The 2751-nt window shown below is 50.9% G+C and carries 3 protein-coding genes and 1 pseudogene; 3 read left to right on the plus strand and 1 reads right to left on the minus strand.

Features of this window, described 5'->3' with window-relative positions; translation table 11 throughout:
• From DW49_RS0127625 to DW49_RS1000000131455, 3 genes and pseudogenes are all read left to right on the plus strand, one after another.
• Nucleotides 1-237, plus strand: a pseudogene (locus DW49_RS0127625) (IS481 family transposase); the annotation flags it as partial.
• Entirely contained in the window at nt 227-1162 is a 936-nt protein-coding gene (locus DW49_RS0127630; RefSeq protein WP_024421546.1) for an ExeA family protein, read from the plus strand. The pseudogene DW49_RS0127625 and the gene DW49_RS0127630, both read left to right, overlap by 11 nt.
• A gap of 123 nt (nt 1163-1285) precedes the next feature.
• On the plus strand, nt 1286-1513 hold the full coding sequence (locus DW49_RS1000000131455; RefSeq protein WP_229687573.1) for a site-specific recombinase: 228 nt from the start codon (nt 1286-1288) through the stop codon (nt 1511-1513).
• A gap of 49 nt (nt 1514-1562) precedes the next feature.
• Here DW49_RS1000000131455 and xopG read toward each other — a convergent pair whose 3' ends face one another.
• Nucleotides 1563-2219, minus strand: a complete 657-nt coding sequence (xopG, locus tag DW49_RS1000000131460) for a XopG/HopH/AvrPtoH family type III secretion system effector (RefSeq protein ID WP_005614674.1) — start codon at nt 2217-2219, stop codon at nt 1563-1565.
• Between the last annotated feature and the right edge of the window lie 532 nt (nt 2220-2751).

Raw genomic sequence — 2751 nt, forward strand, 5'->3', positions numbered from 1 at the left:
GTGGAGTTGCCACGTCTGCCCTTCGATGCCGAAGCGCATGAGTACCACTTTCCCAGTGTTATCGCCGCCAAGCTGGCCGTCGCCAACGAACTGGCGCAGCCATTGGCCAAGCTTTCGAAAGAGGATCTAGCGTTTATCCACCAGGTGGTGAGCGAGACCTTGATTCGACGGGTTGTCCTTGAACGCGTCAGAAGCTACTTCCGCAACAAGAAAACAGGAGACGAACATGCGGGTTGAAGTGATGCATCACTACGGGCTGACTTTGCCGCTGAACCAGGCCGGTTATTTTGAGACTGCCCACCATCAGCAACTGATCAAAGACATCAAGGGCGCGATCTTCGAAGGCCGCTTGATTGCGCTCTGTGGCGTCATCGGCAGTGGCAAAACCGTGATGCTGCGACGGCTTCAACAGGTGATGGAGGCAGAGAAGAAGATCACCGTGTCCAAGTCCCTCGCCATTGAGAAGCACAGCATCAAACTGGCCACCTTCATCGCCGCGCTCTACTACGACCTGTCCACCGAAAAACAGGTACGCATCCCGACCCAACGGGAAAAGCGTGAGCGCGATTTGCGCGAGCTGGTGAAGAAGAACAAACGCCCAGTGGCGCTGTTCGTAGATGAGGCCCATGACCTCAATGGCCATACGCTGACCGGGCTTAAGCGATTGATGGAGCTGGTCGAGGACGGTGACGGTCGGCTGTCGGTGGTGCTGGCCGGACATCCCAAACTGCGCAACGATCTGCGCCGGCCGACGATGGAGGAAATTGGCTACCGCACCGACATCTTCTCACTCGACAGCATCGCTGGCAGTCAGCGTGAGTACATCCACTGGCTGCTGGAGACCTGCACGGAGGGCAAGATTGACGCTGAATCGATTCTGACCGAAGACGCCATCGATCTGCTCGCCACCAAGTTGCGCACACCGCTGCAAATCCAACTGCACATCAGCCTGGCACTGGAGGCCGGTTACCTGACAGGCGAAAAACCTGTCTCAGCGGAGTTGGTGGAATCCTTGCTGTCGCGGCAACTGGATGATCTGGAACCAACACTTACGCGCCATGGCTACCGCATCAAGGATATGGTCGAGCAGTTCGACGCCAGACCCACCGAGATCAAAGCGCTGTTCAGTAACGCACTCGATCCGGCTCGCACCAGCCAGTGAAATATATTTTATGATCTGGGCGATTCGTATTGTTCAAATCCGTTCTGGAGCAGTTGTCCCCATCGAATGGCGTGTGCCGGCTGTGATTTTAATGTCCCTAAAGCCAGCGCCCGAGCGCAGGCCTTGGAAAGTAAAGCATCCATCGGACATTACTTGGAGGCCGTGCCTCTAACTGCCGATGAGCGGGCTATTGTCGAAGGTGACCTGGCAAAATTGGATGGGCTTATACGCAAGCTCGATGATGTACCCACGCTGGATGGCAGAACGCCCAGTCAAATCGAGGCGAAAAAAATCGATAATCATGGGCGTCCTAATTCGGCGTTTGTCTTAATTCCTTCTGTGCGAAATTAGATATAATCGCCTGTGCTCATCGCTAAAAAATAACTTACAGTAGGTTGCCCTATTGATGTGCCCTGTACTTCATGCGCAGAGGCAGACCGTGTTCAGCTCGGATGGAGTTCTCTGACGGTTTTTTTGTAAGTGAATAGCGGTACTTATCTAATCCAACGGCCCTAAGTTCCTCTTTGCCAGATCCCGTACGTGGATTATAGCGATCTCCGCCATCCGCTAAGGAACTGCCACCTAACACATGTCGAGCATGAACGAGCTCATGAGCTAGGGTCGTGATTTTGTCGTCGTTATCCATTCCAAGGTGTAACGGTGAGCCATTCTCATTTAAGCGTATGCTTGCTTTGTCTGGTGACCAGCCAATAATCGCGTTGCTTCCTTCACCGTTGGTAAAGGTCCCCTTTCGTGATAGCTGTGATGCAATGTGCCGGTTCTCGTTAAAGTTTTCTGGTCCGTACTTTTCCAGTTGCCTCCTGCTTAGAACAGCTTCGGTATAACACTGGTTATTTATTTCAATCTCTTTTAGCGTGACTTTTCTATCTTTTTGACTGGCAAGAGTGGATATTTTTCGCAATAGCTTATCGCCAGAGGGGGCTGCGCTGATATGGTCAAGTGCTTCCTCTGCTTGTTCTTTGAATGTGTGAGCTGCTGTCGGTTCGTTACTGAGGGGGGCGATATAGATGCCTGGATATCGAGACGGAGTGATCATAGTTATCCTGAAAAGCTAATTGAGTTGATCTGACGAGTATGTGATTGCTTGAGATTTAGCCTATTGGTGTTCCTCCAGTTGCTGCTGAAATAGTTTGGTAGGGAGTCCAATGGATCATCCAGGATTATCTGAAAATTACACTCCCGTATGCATACATCTACGTCATAAATATGTTGCGGTGCTTGAGTGGCCCTCGAGATGGATTCGGTTCCATAAAAAGGTTATGTAGTCTCCAATCAGCAGATGTCTTTCAGACGCCGAATGCGCGGCAAACGCAAAAAAAACCGCCGTGAAAGCTTCCTCATAGAGATAGATCAGGTCGTGCCTTGAATGGCTTGACCAAATTGATCAAGCCTCACTATCGCAAAACGCGAGGGCGCCGTTGGACAAATGACATGCGCTAATTGGCGATCCGATCTCAGGCGATGCAATCCTAGTGTACTGTTTTCGAAAAAATCAGCCACCAACTAACGGAAAATTCAAATCTTATCAATAGCTTAGCTTGCAGGTTATGGGTAACTTATTTCGAAAA

Source organism: Pseudomonas avellanae BPIC 631, assembly GCF_000444135.1.
GTDB lineage: Bacteria > Pseudomonadota > Gammaproteobacteria > Pseudomonadales > Pseudomonadaceae > Aquipseudomonas > Aquipseudomonas avellanae.